This window comes from Ramlibacter monticola (assembly GCF_016722785.1).
In the GTDB taxonomy this organism is placed as follows: Bacteria; Pseudomonadota; Gammaproteobacteria; order Burkholderiales; family Burkholderiaceae_C; genus Ramlibacter; species Ramlibacter monticola.
Map to the genome: position 1 here is coordinate 457,874 of NZ_JAEQNE010000002.1, position 14,956 is coordinate 472,829.

The 14,956-nt window shown below is 69.8% G+C and carries 18 protein-coding genes and 2 pseudogenes; 16 read left to right on the forward strand and 4 right to left on the reverse strand.

The features are described 5' to 3' along the window. Nucleotides 1-287 precede the first annotated feature (287 nt). On the reverse strand, nucleotides 288-1,208 hold the full coding sequence (locus tag JJ685_RS10085; RefSeq protein WP_201674116.1) for a LysR family transcriptional regulator: 921 nt from the start codon (nucleotides 1,206-1,208) through the stop codon (nucleotides 288-290). A 131-nt stretch (nucleotides 1,209-1,339) separates the two neighbouring features. On the opposite strand from JJ685_RS10085, the gene madL reads away from it, so the two are divergent. Genes madL through JJ685_RS10130 form a run of 9 tightly spaced genes read left to right on the forward strand, consistent with a single transcriptional unit; the run spans nucleotide 1,340 to nucleotide 8,675 of the window. After that, the gene (madL, locus tag JJ685_RS10090; RefSeq protein WP_201674117.1) at nucleotides 1,340-1,756 is read left to right on the forward strand and encodes a malonate transporter subunit MadL; all 417 of its coding nucleotides are present in this window, start codon (nucleotides 1,340-1,342) and stop codon (nucleotides 1,754-1,756) included. 5 nt (nucleotides 1,757-1,761) lie between these two features. Beyond that, nucleotides 1,762-2,526, forward strand: a complete 765-nt coding sequence (gene madM, locus JJ685_RS10095; protein WP_201674118.1) for a malonate transporter subunit MadM — start codon at nucleotides 1,762-1,764, stop codon at nucleotides 2,524-2,526. A gap of 8 nt (nucleotides 2,527-2,534) precedes the next feature. After that, nucleotides 2,535-4,217: a malonate decarboxylase subunit alpha gene (gene mdcA / locus JJ685_RS10100; protein WP_201674119.1), complete on the forward strand. Its 1,683-nt coding sequence runs from the start codon at nucleotides 2,535-2,537 to the stop codon at nucleotides 4,215-4,217. A gap of 10 nt (nucleotides 4,218-4,227) precedes the next feature. Next, nucleotides 4,228-4,560 carry a malonate decarboxylase acyl carrier protein gene (gene mdcC, locus JJ685_RS10105; RefSeq protein ID WP_201674120.1) on the forward strand — a complete coding sequence of 111 codons (333 nt, stop codon included), beginning with the start codon at nucleotides 4,228-4,230 and terminating at the stop codon, nucleotides 4,558-4,560. Then, the gene (locus JJ685_RS10110; RefSeq protein ID WP_236598865.1) at nucleotides 4,557-5,474 is read left to right on the forward strand and encodes a biotin-independent malonate decarboxylase subunit beta; all 918 of its coding nucleotides are present in this window, start codon (nucleotides 4,557-4,559) and stop codon (nucleotides 5,472-5,474) included. Before mdcC ends, JJ685_RS10110 begins: the two co-directional genes overlap by 4 nt. A gap of 9 nt (nucleotides 5,475-5,483) precedes the next feature. Further along, nucleotides 5,484-6,182, forward strand: a complete 699-nt coding sequence (mdcE, locus tag JJ685_RS10115; RefSeq protein ID WP_201674121.1) for a biotin-independent malonate decarboxylase subunit gamma — start codon at nucleotides 5,484-5,486, stop codon at nucleotides 6,180-6,182. A gap of 5 nt (nucleotides 6,183-6,187) precedes the next feature. After that, nucleotides 6,188-6,856: a malonate decarboxylase holo-[acyl-carrier-protein] synthase gene (mdcG, locus tag JJ685_RS10120; RefSeq protein WP_236598938.1), complete on the forward strand. Its 669-nt coding sequence runs from the start codon at nucleotides 6,188-6,190 to the stop codon at nucleotides 6,854-6,856. Continuing rightward, the gene (gene mdcB, locus JJ685_RS10125; protein WP_201674123.1) at nucleotides 6,853-7,767 is read left to right on the forward strand and encodes a triphosphoribosyl-dephospho-CoA synthase MdcB; all 915 of its coding nucleotides are present in this window, start codon (nucleotides 6,853-6,855) and stop codon (nucleotides 7,765-7,767) included. Before mdcG ends, mdcB begins: the two co-directional genes overlap by 4 nt. Continuing rightward, nucleotides 7,764-8,675, forward strand: coding sequence for an acyltransferase domain-containing protein (locus tag JJ685_RS10130; protein ID WP_201674124.1), 912 nt, complete (start codon nucleotides 7,764-7,766; stop codon nucleotides 8,673-8,675). The genes mdcB and JJ685_RS10130 overlap by 4 nt, the downstream gene beginning before the upstream one ends. A 31-nt stretch (nucleotides 8,676-8,706) precedes the next feature. Here the strand turns inward: JJ685_RS10130 and JJ685_RS10135 are convergent, their stop codons facing one another. Beyond that, nucleotides 8,707-9,312: a DUF1326 domain-containing protein gene (locus JJ685_RS10135; protein ID WP_201674125.1), complete on the reverse strand. Its 606-nt coding sequence runs from the start codon at nucleotides 9,310-9,312 to the stop codon at nucleotides 8,707-8,709. Nucleotides 9,313-9,419: 107 nt separating this feature from the next. Here JJ685_RS10135 and JJ685_RS10140 point away from each other — a divergent pair, with 107 nt between their 5' ends. Continuing rightward, nucleotides 9,420-10,172 carry a DUF2182 domain-containing protein gene (locus tag JJ685_RS10140; RefSeq protein WP_201674126.1) on the forward strand — a complete coding sequence of 251 codons (753 nt, stop codon included), beginning with the start codon at nucleotides 9,420-9,422 and terminating at the stop codon, nucleotides 10,170-10,172. 424 nt (nucleotides 10,173-10,596) lie between these two features. On the opposite strand, the gene JJ685_RS10145 is transcribed toward JJ685_RS10140, so the two are convergent. Further along, the gene (locus tag JJ685_RS10145) at nucleotides 10,597-10,752 is read right to left on the reverse strand and encodes a hypothetical protein (RefSeq protein WP_201674127.1); all 156 of its coding nucleotides are present in this window, start codon (nucleotides 10,750-10,752) and stop codon (nucleotides 10,597-10,599) included. A 167-nt stretch (nucleotides 10,753-10,919) separates the two neighbouring features. Between JJ685_RS10145 and JJ685_RS10150 the strand changes: the two genes are divergently transcribed. Then, the gene (locus JJ685_RS10150) at nucleotides 10,920-11,630 is read left to right on the forward strand and encodes a Bug family tripartite tricarboxylate transporter substrate binding protein (RefSeq protein ID WP_201674128.1); all 711 of its coding nucleotides are present in this window, start codon (nucleotides 10,920-10,922) and stop codon (nucleotides 11,628-11,630) included. Here JJ685_RS10150 and JJ685_RS10155 read toward each other — a convergent pair. Continuing rightward, nucleotides 11,528-11,737 (reverse strand): annotated as a pseudogene (locus JJ685_RS10155) (hypothetical protein); the annotation flags it as partial. The gene JJ685_RS10150 and the pseudogene JJ685_RS10155 sit on opposite strands and share 103 nt — an antisense overlap. A gap of 142 nt (nucleotides 11,738-11,879) precedes the next feature. Here JJ685_RS10155 and JJ685_RS30260 point away from each other — a divergent pair. From JJ685_RS30260 to JJ685_RS29770, 5 genes and pseudogenes are all read left to right on the forward strand, one after another. Beyond that, on the forward strand, nucleotides 11,880-12,005 hold the full coding sequence (locus JJ685_RS30260) for a hypothetical protein (protein ID WP_330901757.1): 126 nt from the start codon (nucleotides 11,880-11,882) through the stop codon (nucleotides 12,003-12,005). After that, nucleotides 12,002-12,397, forward strand: a complete 396-nt coding sequence (locus JJ685_RS29765) for a hypothetical protein (RefSeq protein WP_236598866.1) — start codon at nucleotides 12,002-12,004, stop codon at nucleotides 12,395-12,397. The genes JJ685_RS30260 and JJ685_RS29765 overlap by 4 nt, the downstream gene beginning before the upstream one ends. A 72-nt stretch (nucleotides 12,398-12,469) precedes the next feature. Further along, on the forward strand, nucleotides 12,470-13,123 hold the full coding sequence (locus tag JJ685_RS10165; RefSeq protein WP_201674129.1) for a trimeric intracellular cation channel family protein: 654 nt from the start codon (nucleotides 12,470-12,472) through the stop codon (nucleotides 13,121-13,123). Between the two features lie 21 nt (nucleotides 13,124-13,144). Beyond that, the gene (locus tag JJ685_RS10170) at nucleotides 13,145-14,425 is read left to right on the forward strand and encodes a M20 family metallopeptidase (protein ID WP_201674130.1); all 1,281 of its coding nucleotides are present in this window, start codon (nucleotides 13,145-13,147) and stop codon (nucleotides 14,423-14,425) included. Nucleotides 14,426-14,446: 21 nt separating this feature from the next. After that, a pseudogene (locus JJ685_RS29770) lies at nucleotides 14,447-14,913 on the forward strand (sugar dehydrogenase complex small subunit). Nucleotides 14,914-14,956: the final 43 nt, after the last annotated feature.

Here is a 14,956-nt window from a genome sequence, read left to right on the forward strand (position 1 = left end):
AGGACGCGACCCAGCGAATCTTGCGGATCCAGCCTTGACCGACTCCCCACTCGTGCAGTCGAAGGCAGCCGGGCGCCGTGATGTCCGGCAATCGACAACTTGAGGCCAGCCGTTCGCGAGCTGTGAATGAAGGAAATCCGCAACTATTCCAAGCCCGCCTCAGGGTACCGACTGGTCGCCGTGGCGTCGCGAGTGCTGCCTACGACCTCGACTGCTGGGCCGGAAACGGTCCTGCGCTTCACGGACACGGCTAGGCGCTCTCGCGAAGACGGAGGACACCGCCGCCGTCACCCTGGATCCCGCAGGGTAGCCGCTTCGCCTTCGATCATGTCCACCAGCGCGGCCGCGGCGGCCGACAGCTCCGAGCGGCGCCGCATGGCCAGCAGCAGCACGCGCTCGGTGGCCGCGCCCTTCAGCTCCACTTGCACCAGCCCCAGCGCAGCAGCGTAGAGCGCTGCCGCCAGCCGCGGGAGGATGGCCAGGCCGAGGCCGGAGGCGACCATCCGGCACATCGCATCGAAGCTGCGCACCTGCACGCGGATGCGGGGCGTGCGCTGCACGGCCTCCGCAGCGGCCATCACCTTGCGGGTCAGCGACGCGCTGCGCGCCAGCGTCACCAGGTCGTGGTCGAAGGCCGTCTCCACCGCGATGTGCTCCTGGCCGGCGAGCAGGTGATCCCGCGGCACCAGCAGCACCAGCCGGTCGACGTTGCACACCAGCGTTTCCAGCCCTTCGCAAGGCACGTTGTCGCCGATCACCGCGAGTTCCGCCAGGCCCTTCTGCACGGCGCGGATGCCGTCTTCGCTCAGCGCGTCCTCCAGCTCGATCGTCACCTTCGGATAGCGGACGGCGTAGTCGGCCAGCACGCGCGGCAGGAAGCCGCCGAAGGCGGAGGGGTTGGCGCACAGCCGCAGGTGGCCCGAGGCTCCGGAGTGGAAGTCGTCGACCGCCTGCGCGAGCTGCTCCAGGCGCGCGACGACTTCGATCGCGTGCCGGTGCAGGGTCAAGCCATCCGAGGTGGCAGTCACGCCGCGCTGCGTGCGCTGCAGGAGCGCGACCCCGCAATGCTGCTCGAGCTCCGCGATCCGCTTGCTCGCCGCCGCGAGCGAGATGCCGAAACGCTCGGCGCCCGCCGTGAGGCTGCCGGCGTCCACCACCGCGACGAAGAGGCGCAGCGAGACGAGGTCGAAGCGGCTGAGGTTGATCACGCGCGGCGGCTCCTCAATCCATGGCTAAGGCAGCCTCAATCGAAAGCGAATGGCGCGCGGCAGGCCCATCGCGGAGGATTCGGGCACGGCAGGACATCGAGGCGCCCGCCGCTACTAGGAGACAACTGGACATGATCATATACGGCACGGCCCTGCTGGCAACCTGCCATCTCTTGGGCATCTTCCTGGGCGACCTCCTGGGGCACGCGCTGGGCGTCAAGACCAATGTCGGCGGCGTCGGCATCGCGATGCTGCTGCTCATCGTCGCCCGCCTTTACATGCAACAGCGCCAGATCCTGCCCAAGCTCACCGAGCTGGGCGTCGAGTACTGGGGCGCCCTGTACATCCCGGTGGTGGTCGCCATGGCCGCGCAGCAGGACATGGTCGCCGCGCTGCGGGGCGGCCCGGTGGCCTTGCTGGCCGCGGCCATCACGGTGCTGGTCTGCGCCGGCGTGATCTCCGCGATCAACCGCAGCGAGCGCGGCGAGCACGAGCCCGTCCCGGCCCCGCTGCTGCACGACAACCCCCTGCTGACGGAAGCGGAGTGAACGCCATGATCGAAATCCTGGAAAAAGCAGCCATGAGCAACGGCCTGGTCGCGGCCTTCGCGCTGGTCGGCCTGATCGTCCTGGTCTCCGGCCAGATCTCGCGGCACCTGACCTTCGGTCGGGTCCACGGTTCAGCCATCGCGATCGTGATCGGCCTCGGCCTGGCCTACGTGGGCGGCAAGATGTCCGGCGGCCACAGGGGCCTGGCGGACCTGTCGCTGTTCGGCGGCATCGGGCTGATGGGAGGCGCGATGCTGCGCGACTTCGCGATCGTCGCCACCGCCTTCGAGGTGCAGGCCACCGAGGCGCGCAAGGCCGGCCTGATCGGCGCCGTGTCGCTGCTGCTCGGCACGGTGCTGCCCTTCATCGTGGGTGCCTGCGTGGCGCGCGCCTTCGGCTATTCGGACGCGGTGAGCATGACGACCATCGGCGCCGGTGCGGTCACCTACATCGTCGGTCCCGTCACCGGTGCGGCGATCGGCGCCAGCCCCGACGTGATGGCGCTCAGCATCGCCACCGGGCTGGTCAAGGCCATCATCGTGATGGTCGGCACCCCCATCGCCGCGCGCTTCCTGGTGCTCAAGACGCCGCGGTCCGCGATGGTCTTCGGCGGCCTGGCCGGCACGGTGAGCGGCGTGTCCGCAGGGCTGGCCGCCACCGACCGCAAGCTGGTGCCTTACGGCGCACTGGTCGCCACCTTCCACACCGGGCTGGGCTGCCTGCTGGGCCCTTCCCTCCTCTTCTTCGCCACCAAGGCGCTGGTGGGCTGAGCAAAACCATGGACCGTCTGAACTGGAACACCAAGGCCCTCAACCGGGCCGACCGGCTGGCGCGAGCCCGCCATGCGCTGGGAACGCGCCTGGACGGCAAGCTCGTCGCCACCGATGCGGTCGTGCCGCTGCTCGAATCGACGCTCGAGGCGGGGGACCGGGTCTGCCTGGAAGGCAACAACCAGAAGCAGGCCGACTTCCTGGCGCGCTCGCTGCGCGCCGTGGATCCGCAGCAGGTGCACGACCTGCACATGGTGCAGTCGGTGCTGGCCCTCCCCGAACACCTGGACCTGTTCGAGAGCGGCGTCGCGCGGCGGCTGGACTTCAGCTTCTCCGGGCCGCAAGGCGCGCGGCTGGCCAATCTCGTGTCCGCCCGGCGCATCGAGATCGGCGCCATCCACACCTACCTCGAGCTGTTCGCCCGCTACTTCGTGGACCTCACTCCGAAGGTCGCGCTGGTCGCGGCGCATGCGGCGGACGCGCAGGGCAACCTGTACACCGGGCCGAATACCGAGGACACGCCGGCGATCGTCGAGGCGACCGCGTTCTCGGGCGGCATCGTGATCGCGCAGGTCAACGAGCTGGTGGACGGGGCCACCACGAAGCTGCCGCGCGTCGACATTCCCGCCGACTGGGTCGATTTCGTCGTCAAGGCGCCGCGGCCGAACTTCATCGAGCCGCTGTTCACCCGCGACCCGGCGCAGATCAGCGAAATCCAGGTGCTCATGGCCATGATGGCCATCAAGGGCATCTACGCCGAATACGGCGTGCAGCGCCTGAACCACGGCATCGGCTTCGACACGGCCGCGATCGAATTGCTGCTGCCGACCTATGCCGAGTCGCTGGGCCTGAAGGGAAAGATCTGCCGGCACTGGGCCTTGAATCCGCACCCCGCGCTGATCCCGGCGATCGAGGCAGGCTGGGTGGAATCCATCCACTCCTTCGGATCCGAACTGGGCATGGAGGAATACATCCGCGCGCGCGGCGACGTGTTCTTCACCGGCGCCGACGGCAGCCTGCGCAGCAACCGCGCGTTCTGCCAGGCCGCCGGCCACTACGCCTGCGACCTGTTCATCGGCTCGACGCTGCAGATCGACCTGGACGGCAACAGTTCCACCGCCACGCTGGGCCGCATCACCGGCTTCGGCGGCGCGCCCAACATGGGCGCCGACGCGCGAGGCCGCCGGCACGCCAGCCCCGCGTGGCTGAAGGCGGGCCGCGAGGCCCGCGCCGGCCGCACCGGCGCGGCCGGCACCCCGCGCGGCCAGAAGCTGGTGGTCCAGATGGTGGAGACCTTCCGCGAACACATGCAGCCGGCGTTCGTCGAGCGGCTCGACGCCTGGACGCTGCAGGAGCAGGCCGGCATGGAACTGCCGCCGATCATGATCTACGGCGACGACGTGACGCACATCCTGACAGAGGAAGGCATCGCCAACCTACTGCTGGTGCGCAACGACGAGGAGCGCGAGCAGGCGATCCGCGGCGTGGCCGGCTATACGCCGGTGGGGCTGGCGCGCGACCGCCGCATGGTGGAGAACCTGCGCGACCGCGGCGTCATCCGCCGGCCCGAGGACCTGGGGATCGACCCGCGCATGGCCACCCGCAATCTGCTGGCCGCCCGCTCGATGCGCGACCTCTCCGACGCCTCGGGCGGCCTGTACCGCCCGCCGGCGCGCTTTCGCAACTGGTAGGACACACCCCATGAGCAACATGAAGCCGGGCATCGAAAGCCTGGACTACGAACTCCCCGGCACCCTGCCGGCCGGAACCTTCGCGCCCATCCTGGTGGGCGTGGTCGGCTCGGGGAACCTGGAGGTGCTGCTGGAAACGCTTCCCGGCCCCGGCTGCCGCTTCCACGTGGAGACCTCCGCCCGCGGCTTCGGCGCGATCTGGGAGGCGGTGATCACCGACTTCCACCGGCGCCATCCGCTGGCCGGCGTGCAGGTCTCCATCCACGACATGGGCGCCACGCCCGCCGTCGTCGGCCTGCGGCTGGCGCAGGCGGTTGCGGAGCTGCCGAAGGGAACGCCATGAGGAACATGCTGAAGAATCGCGTGAGCTACGCGGAGTGCACCGCGCGCGAGCGGATTGCACTGGTGCTGGATGCGGACAGCTTCGTGGAATGGCTGCCGCCCTCGGCCCGCGTCACGAGTCCGCACCTGGCGCAGCTGGGGGTGCCGACCTCCTTCGACGATGGCGTGGCCATCGGTCGCGCGCACCTGGACGGGCACGCAGTGTTCGTCGCGGCGCAGGAAGGCGCCTTCATGGGAGGCGGCGTCGGCGAGGTGCACGGGGCCAAGCTGGTCGGCCTGCTGCAACGCGCGCTGCGCGACCGCCCGCAGGCGGTGCTCCTGCTGGCGGAATCGGGCGGCGTGCGCCTGCACGAAGCGAATGCGGGCCTGATCGCGGTGTCCGAGGTGATGCGCGCGGTGCTGGACGTGCGCGCGGCCGGCATTCCGGTGGTCACGCTGATCGGCGGCGCCAACGGATGCTTCGGCGGCATGGGCATCGTGGCGCGTTGCACCGACCACATCGTGATGAGCGACACCGGGCGGCTGGCGATGTCCGGGCCCGAGGTGATCGAGGCCTCGCACGGCGTGGAGGAATTCGATGCGCGCGACCGGGCGCTGGTATGGCGCACGACCGGTGGCAAGCACCGCTACCTCACCGGCGACTGCGATGCGCTGGTGGAGGACGACGTGCAGGCCTTCCGCGCGGCGGCCATCGAGGCGGTGGGGCGCCCGGCTGCGTCGCGGCCGCTCACCCTGCAAGGCCTCGAGCAGGAGCATGCCGCGCTCGCCGCGCGGCTGCAGGCGGCAGGCACCGATCCCGAGGCGCTGTCGCTGTGGGCGCGCCTGGGCATCCTCGAGCCCGCGCGCATTCCCGAAATCGGCGCTGCCGCCGTCCGTCTCTTGCGACCGTCCGTGTCGGCGGCGCTGGCTGCCTGAGGAGGTTCCATGAACTGGCAAACGCTCGTGACCGCGCTGTTCGCGCAGTCCCACCGGATCGAACGCAGCGGCGACCTGCTGGCAGGCGAGGCGGAATTCGAAGGAGATCGCGTCGCAGTCGTCGGAACCACCGACCATGCGCCCATCGGGGTGGCGCTCGCCCTCGCGCAGGCCCGCGTCGTGCTCGATACGATGGCGCAGCACCCGGGTCGGGCCATCCTCCTCCTCATCGACACGCAGGGCCAGCAATTGCGCCGGCAGGACGAGATGCTGGGCATCAATCGCGCGATGGCGCACCTCGGATGCTGCATCGACCTGGCCCGCCGCCGCGGACATCGCGTCGTGGGGCTGGTCTACGACCAGGCCCTGTCCGGCGGCTTCATCACCTCGGGCCTGATGGCGGATGCGTGCCATGCGCTGTCCGAAGCCGAAATCCGCGTGATGCGCATCCCGGCGATGGCGCGCATCACGAAACTGCCGGAGGAGATGCTCACGGAGCTCTCCAGGTCCAACCCGGTGTTCGCGCCCGGCGTGGCGAACTACGTGGCGATGGGCGGCGTGCGCTCGCTGTGGGAGGGCGACCTGCGCGCCTGCCTCGCAGCCGCACTGGCCGCGCCCGCGACCGGTGACCAGCGCGCACGCGAAGGCGCCGAACGGGGCGGCCGGCGTCACGCGCAAGCCGTCATCGACCAGGTGCTCGCGGCGTGAACGCGATGGCGGCGCGCCTGCGGCGGCACGAGTTGGTCTGGCTGTCGCGCGAGGGCTGGCTGCAGCTGCTGGCCGGCCCCCACGACGAGGAGCTGCTGGCCTGCCTTCGCCACTGGTGCGAGGCGCGGCTGCCGCTCGTCATCGGACGCCAGCAGCCGGGTGCGCCGGAACTCGCCTTGGGCCTGCCGACGCCGATCGCCTGGGGCCGCCGCAAGGTGGCGCTGCGGGTGGCGCGGAGCACCGTGCTCTACCACGACGGCTTTCCGCGCGCGGGCGAGGTCGCACGCCTTCTGCCGCTGGCGCTGCGCGCCCGCTGGGCCGGGTTGATCGACGCAGTCGCAGCCTGCAGCACCGAGCCGCGGGTGCATGGCAGCTACGGCTGGCAACGCCTCACGGGCCTGCGTTACCTGCTGCCGGGATCGGACATCGACCTGCTCCTGTCCGTGGCCGATGCACAGGCGGCGGATGCGGTGGCTGGACAACTCGCGCCATTCGCGTGGCTGGGGCCGCGCATCGACGGCGAACTGATCTTCCCCGATGGCAGTGCGGTGGCCTGGCGCGAATGGCTGCAATGGCGCCGCGGCGCAGTGCAGTGCGTGCTGGTCAAGCGCCTCGATGGCGTGCGGCTGGAGCAGGACCTGCAGTGGCTGCAAGCGGGCGCGGTGCCGGCATGAGCGCGCTGCTTCGCTCCGGTGCCCAGCCACGGCCTGCGCCGTCGCGAGTACCTCTGGCGCAAGCGCTGCGCGGCATCGGCCGGCTCGCGACCCTGGCGCTCTATCACGAGCTCTCGCTCGCGCCCAAGCCCGGCCTCGTCTCCTTCGTCGACAACGGCAGCCACGAGGACATGGATGCCTCGACCTTCGTGCGCAGCCTGTTCGGACTGCGCACCTACTTTCCCGCCATCTCGCAGGCGGGCGCGCAAGGCGCCCCCTTCGCGGCGCTCGAGCGGCTGGGCGTTGCCGCCGAAGAGCGCATGCTGGCTGCCACCGGCGGCATCAACACGCACCGGGGCGCGGTGTTCGCGCTGGGGCTGCTGTGCGCAGCAGCGGGGCGGCTCGCAGCGCGCGGGGAAAGCCTCGCTCCCGATGCGCTGCGGGCCTGCCTGCGCGCGCAGTGGGGCAGCGCGCTGCAGGAGCGAGCCGCGCGCGCCGCGCTGGCGCCGGCGCGCAGCAAGGGCCAGCGCGCGGCGCAGGCGCACGGGCTGCGCAGCGCGGGAGAGGAGGCGGCTGCGGGGTTCCCGGTTCTCTTTGATGCCACCCTGCCGGCGCTGCGTGCGGCGCGTGCGGCGGACGCTTCGCCTTCTGCCGCGCTCGTTCACGCGCTGTTCGCGACCATCGCGGTGCTGGACGACACCAACCTCGTGCACCGCGGCGGCATCGAGGGACTGCGCTTCGCACAAGGTGAGGCAAGGAGCTTCCTCGCCTGCGGTGGCGCGCTGCGTGCCGGCTGGGAGGACGCGGCGTGGGAGGTGCACCGCCGCTTCGTGGCGCGCCGGCTCTCGCCCGGCGGCGCGGCTGACGTGATCGCCTGCGCCTGGTGGGTCGAGCAACTGCGCAGCGCCAGCGCCATCTGGCACGACACATGACCTACGGCGTCCTGTTTTCGGGCCAGGGAACGCAGCACGCCCAGATGCTGCCGTGGCTCGATGCCGCACCGGCCGCACAGGCGCTGCTGGCGGCCGTGACGGGATGCCTTGGCGGGGACTGGCGCGCGCTGCTGGCTTGCGAAGCCTGCCGGCCGACCAATTCGTTGGCACAGCCGCTGATCGTCGGCACCGCGCTAGCGGCGTGGGCCGCGCTGCGTGCCCTGCTGCCGCAGGCGCCGGAGGTCGTCGCCGGCTACAGCGTGGGCGAAGTGGCGGCGCTGGCGGCGGCGGGCGCATGCGAACCGGGTCAGGCGCTGCAACTGGCGGTGCGCCGCGCATCGCTGATGGATGCGGCCGTGGAGGGAATCGACACCGGGATGCTGGCCATCAGCGCGGTCCAGGAAGGGGAGGTCCTGGCGGCCTGCCCCGGGCTCGAATGCGCCATTCGCATCGATCCGGACAACAACATCTTCGGCGGCCGGCGCAACGCCCTCGAGGAAGCGCAGCGTGTGCTCCAGCATCGCGCGCAATTCAAGCACATCTGCGTCGCCCTGGCGTCGCACACGTCCTGGATGCGCAGCGCAGCGCAGGCCTTCCTGCCGGCGCTGCAAGCCGCAGACCTGCGCGCGCCCTCCGCGCCGATTGCGCTGAACGCACTGGGCACGACGAGCCGAAGTGCACCCGTGATCGCCTCCGCCTTGGCGTCGCAGCTCGAATCCTGCGTGCAGTGGGGCGCCTGCATGGCGGCCATCGCCGAAAGGCGGCCGGCCTGCGTCATCGAGATCGGCGGCGGCAATGCGCTCGCGCGCATGTGGTCGGCACGCCATCCCGACATTCCCGCCCGTTCGCTGGACGAATTCCGCAGTGCCGAAAGCGCTGCCGCCTGGATTGCCCGCCACGTCCGATAAGTGGGCGAGGTGACGGCCAGATCGGCGCGGCCTACCCAGACCACGAGAACGGCGCGTAATGGCCGTTGCGGTTGCCGGTGTCATCCTTCCACTGGATGCCGAAAACGTCGAACACGCTGCGTACTGCCTTGGCCAGCGCAAGACGCGAGTTGACCGGATGCGATGCGTTGTCCAGGACAAGGGGCTGGCCAGCCATGTTCAGCACGCCTTCGCACGTTTCATCGATGAACGCGCCTGCCAGCGTTGTCCACCTCTCACCCTCGCGGCTGATGGACACCTTCGCGCGTTCCACCCCCGCGAAACGGCCGACGAGCGGCGCCATCATCGCCATTGGCCCGCCGGCTGCTCCGCTCGCGATGGCGGTGATCGCTTCGACCTGCGCGTCGCTCGCGGCGGAATCGATGACGAGGCCGACGGTCATGTTGCCCGCGCCCATGGGGCCCTGCGATTGCAGGATCGCAATGAAGTCCACGCCGTCGAGGGAAACGCCATCCTTGTTGCCGGTCTCGATGTGCATGCCGAGAGCGGCCTTGCAGTCGCCCTCGGTAGGGCGGCCCTGCAGGTTGGTGACGATGCAGGGACAGAGGAAGGCGCAGTTGCACGTCTCCATGTACTCACCGGAAATCTGCCAGGCCATGCGAACCCTCCTCACGAACGTGGGGCGACGGCTCAGAATAGTCCGGCAACTGGTCGATTTCAAGACCCGCTTGACATGCGCGGCGGGCGCGTGGATCGTTCATTCCGATGCACAAGGATCCTCGCCAGATCGCCGGCGCCGCACTGGTCGTCGGCTTGAGCGTGGCCGGCTGGGCGCTGCTCACCTGGATGTCGCTGGACATGGGCGACCCGATGGTGCAGCTCGCCATGCCTGCCGGCCCCGACTGGTCGTCGATGAACGTCGCAGCGCTGTTCGGGATGTGGGCGATCATGATGGCCGCGATGATGCTGCCCTCCGCCCTGCCGATGGTGCTCACATTCGTGCGCCTGAACGTGCTGCAGGGAGAGCCCGGCCGCGCACGTGCCTTCGTCGCGGCCTACCTGCTGGTGTGGAGCACGTACGCCGGGCTCGCGACCGCGCTGCAATGGGTGCTGCAATCGCTGAACTGGGTGGATCCGATGATCGTCAGCACCTCCATGGCGCTCAACGTCGGCTTGCTGCTGATCGCGGGTGCCTACCAGTTTTCGCCGCTCAAGCGCGTGTGCCTGGCCCAGTGCCGGTCGCCCCTGGGCTTCCTGCTCGCCGACTGGAAACCGCGGGCTGGCGGCGCATTCGCCATGGGACTTCGCCACGGCGCGTCCTGCACCGGCTGCTGCTGGGCGCTGATGCTGCTGGCGTTCGTCGGCGGGGTGATGAACATCGCCTGGATCGCGGCGCTTTCCCTGGCGGTCGCCATCGAGAAGCTCGCGCCCCGGGGCGAGCTGCTGGGGAAGTTGCTGGGCCTCGTGCTGATCGCAGTCGGCGTCAGCAAGATCGGGATGTTCGTGTCGGCAGGGTGAGCGGCCGATGCCTGCTCCCCTGAACGGGCCGGCCAGTTGAACTCAGTGCGAAGCGATTGCGAGTCGGCAAGCGCGCCGCTACCGGTCCTGGCCAGCTGCAACTACTGGTTCAATGATCGTCTGTAGGCGCAACTCCACCCGCTCGCCGATTGGTCCCACGCAAATGGCCATTCAAACTTGATGACCATGGCAGCCTTCCTTCGCAAGCCGTTCCGAAACCTGAACGGCAACGGATTGGTGGAAACGGGACTTCGCCCAGCCTTGCCCGCCCCACTCATCCATGGCAAACCTTGGCCCCGGAGGGAGTCGAAAAGCAGCCGCCAAGGCGCGCCAATACTGAATCTCCGATCGGCAGGTCCGTCAGGTACCGTCAGAAGTACCGCCATCAGGGGATGCTGGCTTCGACACGGTCCAGGGTGTCTGCCTACGGCGTCCCCAGCAGGAAGTAAAGCGCATGGTGCCCGCTGCCGCCCCAGCCGAATCCGAGGTACGCCGGACCGAGGAACGTATCGGCCGCGGCAAACAGGGTCACCGACCATAGCGGCAGTTGGGTGAGCGCACGCGCGCCCTGCAGGTTCACCCGGTGAATCGTTTCCGATCGATATCTCTTCGCCGCAGCGCGTTCTTTCGCTTCCGGCGAAGACTGTATTAAGTGCTTTCGCATTGTTCCGGCGGGGCCGCACGCGAATACTCCGGCTGCCGTCCCACGCTCAGGGGCGCCATCGATCCCACCGGAGACACCCCCCAATGCGCGCCACAGCAGTCCTCGTCGCGGCCTTCGCCGCCTTCCTCGGCCTTGCCGGAACCCCCGGCGAAGCCCGCGCGGAGTATCCGGAGAAGCCGGTCCGCCTCGTCGTGCCCTGGCCGGCCGGCGGCGGCAGCGACGTCGTCGCCCGCGCCGTCGCGCAAGCCATGGGCGAGGAGCTCAAGCAGGCGATGGTGATCGACAACCGCCCGGGCGCCAACGGCGGCATCGGCAGCGCCACGGTGGCACGCGCGCCCGCAGACGGCTACACGCTGGTCTGGGTGACGGCGGACACGCACGCCATGAACCCCCACGTCTATCCCAAGCTGGGCTACGACCCGCGCACGGACTTCGCGCCAGTCGGCCTGGTCGGCTACTTCCCGTACGCGCTGATCGTCAACGCGAACTTCCCGGCCGCCACCTTCGCCGATTTCGTGCAGCGGGCCAGGCAGAACCCGGGCAAGGTCACCTTCGCGTCCTGGGGCGTCGGCGGCTCCGCCCACGTCGCGATGGAGATGGTCCGCTCGCAGGCCGGCTTCGACGTGCTGCACGTGCCGTACCAGCACGTCGCAACGGCCCTGACCTTCCGGCGGCCGCAAGCGGCTCGGTCGACGCGCATCGTGCGCAAGCGCAGCGCATTGGCGATGACGCTCACGGACGACAGCGCCATCGCCGCGGCAGCCACGACCGGGGACAGCAGGAGGCCGAAGTAGGGGTAGAGCACGCCGGCGGCAAGCGGAATGCCGGCGACGTTCTACGCGAAGCTCAGGAACAGGTTCTGCCGGATGTGCCTCATGGTTGCGTGCGACAGCCGCCGCGCGTGGACGGTCGGCTTGATCGGGTCGGCGATGGCCACGAAGCCTGCGAGCTTCCGGTCGAAGGCCACGAAGATGACGGTGGCCGATGCGGCCCGCTGCTTTTGCGCGGCTGCGTCCTTCGGCTTGACGGACGACGTGTTCATCGTGTTCACTGCGACGGCGTTTTCGCTCCTGGGCCTGCGCCAGCTGTTCTTCCTGGTGGAAGGACTGCTGGAGCGGCTGCTGTACCTCTCCTATGGGCTGGCGGCGTCCTCGCCTTCATCGGCGTGAAGCTGGTCCTGCATGCGCTGCACGAGAACAACGTTCCCCTCATCAACGATGGCGAGCCGGTGCGCGTGATCGAGATTTCCACCCTGCAGTCGCTGGTCGTCATCATCGGGATCTTGACGGTGACCGTGCTGCTGTCGCTGCTCAGCCCCAAGGGCAAGGCCAGGACGGCCGTGGGCCGGCTGCGGCAGGCCCTCGCGGACTGGCAGGACCTGAATGCAGCCGGCGCCCCCGCGGCCGAGCGCGCCGCAGCCTATGCGACCCTGGTCGCTGCGGAGCAGACCGTGCGCGCCCTGCCGGAGGAATACCGCGCCCTCATCCAGGAACGGCAAACCCTGCGCGAAATGCTCGCCGAAGCGCATGCGCGGCAGGCAGCAGCCGCCGCCAATGCTTAGCGATGCGGCAAGCCGTCACCCGGGGTGTGGGCGCACCGATCGCCTGCTCAATCCCAGGAAGACAATGCACCGATGCCGCACCAGGACCTCATTGTTTCGTGGCTCCACACGATCGTGGAAGCCACCGCCAACGTCGCCTTCGCCCTGTCGGGATTGCTGGCGGGTGTCCGCAAGCGACTGGACATGGTCGGGCTTTGCGTGGTCATGGGCCTGGCCGCGTTCGGGGGCGGGACCCTGCGCGACGTGCTGCTCGACCGCAGGCCCTTCTTCTGGGTCGACCATCCGGCCTGGCTGTGGGTCCTGATCGCGGCGGGGGTGGGCGCGATCTTCGTGCTGCGCTCCAGTCACTTCGAGTTCACCGAGCGGGCGATCCAGTGGCCCGATGCGCTGGGCCTGGGCCTGTTCGCGGCCAGCGGCACGCAGCTCGCGCTGGCACAGGACATGCCCTCGATCGTCGCGGTGCTGATGGGCGTGGTCAGCGCCACGTTCGGTGGCATCCTGCGCGATGTGGTGTGCAACGACATCCCGACCGCCTTGCGGGACCGGCGTCCGTACGCGGTGTGCGCGTTCGTGGGCGGCTGGGTGTACGTGCTGGCCATGCAGCTCGCGTGGACGCAGGGGGCCGCTTTCCTGCTCGCGGCGGGCACCGCCACGGGCCTGCGGGCCTGGGCGCTGCTGAGCGGCTATTCGCTGCCCGGAGGGCAGACAGCGGCGTCCGGCGATTGATTGCTTCGCAAGGAGAAGCGCATGAGCAGCTTGACAGACGCACTGAAGCAGCTCGGGCAGCCGCTGCTGGACGAACTCGAGGCGATCTACACCGACGTGCACCGCCATCCGGAGTTGTCGATGCAGGAAACCCGCACCGCGAAGATCGTCGCCGACTTCTTGCAGGCGCTCGGCTACGAGGTGACGCGGGAAGTGGGCGTCACCGGCGTGGTCGCGGTGCTGCGCAACGGCGCCGGTGCCACGGTCATGCTGCGGGCGGACATGGACGCCCTCCCCATGCAGGAGAAGACCGGCCTGCCGTACGCGAGCACGGTCGTGGCGAAGGACGAGGAGGGTGCCACCGTCGGCGTGGCGCATTCCTGCGGCCACGACATGCACGTGACCTGGCTGCTGGGTGCCGCACGCGTGCTGGCGCAGAACCGCAGGGCTTGGTCCGGTACGGCGATGCTGGTCTTCCAGCCGGGAGAGGAGACCGCGCAAGGCGCCGCCAGCATGGTGCGCGACTGGGGCGAAGGCCGGTTCCCGCGGCCCGACATCATCCTGGGTCAGCACGTGATGGTCGGAGCGGCCGGCACGGTGAACTTCCGCCCGGGCGTCGCCCTCTCGGCCGGCGACAGCCTCAAGATCCGGCTCTTCGGGCGCGGTTCGCACGGCTCGCAACCGCAGACGTCGATCGACCCGGTGATCATGGCCGCGGCCACCACCTTGCGGTTGCAGACCATCGTCTCGCGCGAGATCGCGCCTTCGGAGCCCGCGGTGCTCACCATCGGCGCGCTGCAGGCCGGGACCAAGGAAAACATCATCCCCGACGACGCGACGATCAAGCTGAACATGCGCACATTCAGCGACGACACGCGCGAGTACATGCTCAAGGCCATCCGCCGCATCTGCTGCGCCGAGTGCGAGGCGTCGGGCGCCGAGCGGCCGCCGGAGTTCACGACGATCAACAGCTACCCGCTCACGGAGAACGACGCGCAGGCCACGCGCACGCTGGCCGACGCCTTCCACGCGGAGTTCGGCGCCGATGCCTCGCTGGCTCCGAACCCGGCGTCGGCCAGCGAGGACTTCAGCGTGTTCGGCCGGACCTGGGGCGTGCCCTACGTGTTCTGGTTCGTGGGCGGCACCGATGCCGGGCAGTACGCGAAGGCGGTGCGCGAGAAGGCGCTCAACCGGATCCCCAGCAACCACTCTCCGATGTTCGCGCCCGTGATCCATCCCACCCTGGAAACGGGCTTGCGTGCGATGCTCGCGGCAGCGTCGGCCTGGCTGGGACCGCAGGCAACCGCCACCAGTGGATCCTGAACCGACGCGGGGAGATCTCGCATGCACGCCTGTCCGCCAGAGGGACCTTCACCGCCCGCTTGCGGCCCTGCACGGCGCCTGCTGCTCGGCGCACTGGCCGGCAGCTACGTGTCCGCACTGATCCCCTGGGCCCTCGCGCAGCCGGTGCGCAATGCGGACACCGGCGCCTTCATGGCCCTGTCCGCCCTCCTGGTCGGCCGCCCGTCGCTCGACACGGCGCTGGCGCAGCGCCTCCACGACGCGCTGGCCGCCGAGGACGCGGGCTTCGCGGCTTCGGCGCAGGCGCTGCTCGCGTTCATCAACGAGCGCAAGGTCGATCCCCGCAACTGCAGCGGGCGCTCGACGACGCGAAGTCCCCCCAGGCGGCCTTGCCGCGCAGGATCATGACTGCGTGGTGCCTCGGCATCGTCGGCAGCGGCGACAAGGCCCGGTGCCTTGCTTACGAGGACGCGCTGAATGCGCGCATGGTGGCCGACGTGCGCCGGTAACGCCGCGGCCGCGGGCGCCCGGGCGCTCACTGGCCATGGAGGG

Coding starts and splice junctions, on each gene's coding strand:
- madL (WP_201674117.1), top strand. CDS start 1,340: ATGATCATATACGGCACGGCCCTGCTGGCAACCTGCCATCTCTTGGGC.
- madM (WP_201674118.1), top strand. CDS start 1,762: ATGATCGAAATCCTGGAAAAAGCAGCCATGAGCAACGGCCTGGTCGCG.
- mdcA (WP_201674119.1), top strand. CDS start 2,535: ATGGACCGTCTGAACTGGAACACCAAGGCCCTCAACCGGGCCGACCGG.
- mdcC (WP_201674120.1), top strand. CDS start 4,228: ATGAGCAACATGAAGCCGGGCATCGAAAGCCTGGACTACGAACTCCCC.
- JJ685_RS10110 (WP_236598865.1), top strand. CDS start 4,557: ATGAGGAACATGCTGAAGAATCGCGTGAGCTACGCGGAGTGCACCGCG.
- mdcE (WP_201674121.1), top strand. CDS start 5,484: ATGAACTGGCAAACGCTCGTGACCGCGCTGTTCGCGCAGTCCCACCGG.
- mdcG (WP_236598938.1), top strand. CDS start 6,188: ATGGCGGCGCGCCTGCGGCGGCACGAGTTGGTCTGGCTGTCGCGCGAG.
- mdcB (WP_201674123.1), top strand. CDS start 6,853: ATGAGCGCGCTGCTTCGCTCCGGTGCCCAGCCACGGCCTGCGCCGTCG.
- JJ685_RS10130 (WP_201674124.1), top strand. CDS start 7,764: ATGACCTACGGCGTCCTGTTTTCGGGCCAGGGAACGCAGCACGCCCAG.
- JJ685_RS10135 (WP_201674125.1), bottom strand. CDS start 9,312: ATGGCCTGGCAGATTTCCGGTGAGTACATGGAGACGTGCAACTGCGCC.
- JJ685_RS10140 (WP_201674126.1), top strand. CDS start 9,420: ATGCACAAGGATCCTCGCCAGATCGCCGGCGCCGCACTGGTCGTCGGC.
- JJ685_RS10150 (WP_201674128.1), top strand. CDS start 10,920: ATGCGCGCCACAGCAGTCCTCGTCGCGGCCTTCGCCGCCTTCCTCGGC.
- JJ685_RS10165 (WP_201674129.1), top strand. CDS start 12,470: ATGCCGCACCAGGACCTCATTGTTTCGTGGCTCCACACGATCGTGGAA.
- JJ685_RS10170 (WP_201674130.1), top strand. CDS start 13,145: ATGAGCAGCTTGACAGACGCACTGAAGCAGCTCGGGCAGCCGCTGCTG.